2 protein-coding genes are annotated in these 722 nt (G+C 46.4%); both read left to right on the forward strand.

What is annotated here, in order from left to right; all coding sequences use genetic code 11:
• Window positions 1-263 (forward strand): hypothetical protein (locus RH85_RS23020; RefSeq protein ID WP_006712866.1); only part of this gene is annotated, 263 nt, incomplete at its 5' end.
• A partial coding sequence (locus tag RH85_RS12910; RefSeq protein ID WP_006712867.1) for a hypothetical protein occupies window positions 263-722 on the forward strand: 460 nt, incomplete at its 3' end. The genes RH85_RS23020 and RH85_RS12910, both read left to right, overlap by 1 nt.

Genomic DNA, 722 nt, shown 5'->3' on the forward strand with positions numbered 1-722 from the left:
TTCTTAATGTGAAACAACAACCGATAGGAAATGTGTTGATTGTGAGCAATGGCCTCGACACCGACGGCATTGTTTGTACCGGGCAAGCATGTGTTAACGCAAGTGATGTCAACGATAAGGTTTTAAAGTTTCGGGTGAAGCCTGGACAACAATTTGCGATTCATCGTTATGGACAGATGTGTTTTACCGGCCAAGTAGAGCAGGGAAAAACCAATATCGGTGTGTGTCAAAGTGAGCCGCTAGCAGGAATAAGTGTACAGTAATGGAAAAAATAGCAATTAAGATTTCCCCCATGTTACTCGTTATTGCCTCCTTTACATTAGAGGCCGAGCCCCCTATCCCGACTCCAACGATAGGGATAGGTTCTTTTTCTAGCCAAGATGTCTGGGGGGGCCAGTGGGCAGTGGGGGTGCAATTTGACGAGTTAGCCACTGGCTATGTTGATTATCAAAGCAATGACGTTGCTAAACAACTCTCTTTGATGGTGGATAGGCAGCTTTATCTTACCGATTCACTCTCGTTGGTTGGCAGTGTGGGTTCAACATTTTGGTTGAGTGGCGAAGATATCGAAGAGGTGGTGTTTGAGCCACTCGTTGGCATCGGTGTTCGTTACGACTGGTCACCTTATGTGGCGACATCGGTTGGTTATCGTTACCCGGTAACACAAGAGTTCTCAGAACTATTGGAGCCCAGTATCCAACTTGCAGTCATTGTTAAGCCGC

The organism is Vibrio ichthyoenteri ATCC 700023 (assembly GCF_000222605.1).
GTDB classification, from domain to species: Bacteria; Pseudomonadota; Gammaproteobacteria; order Enterobacterales; family Vibrionaceae; genus Vibrio; species Vibrio ichthyoenteri.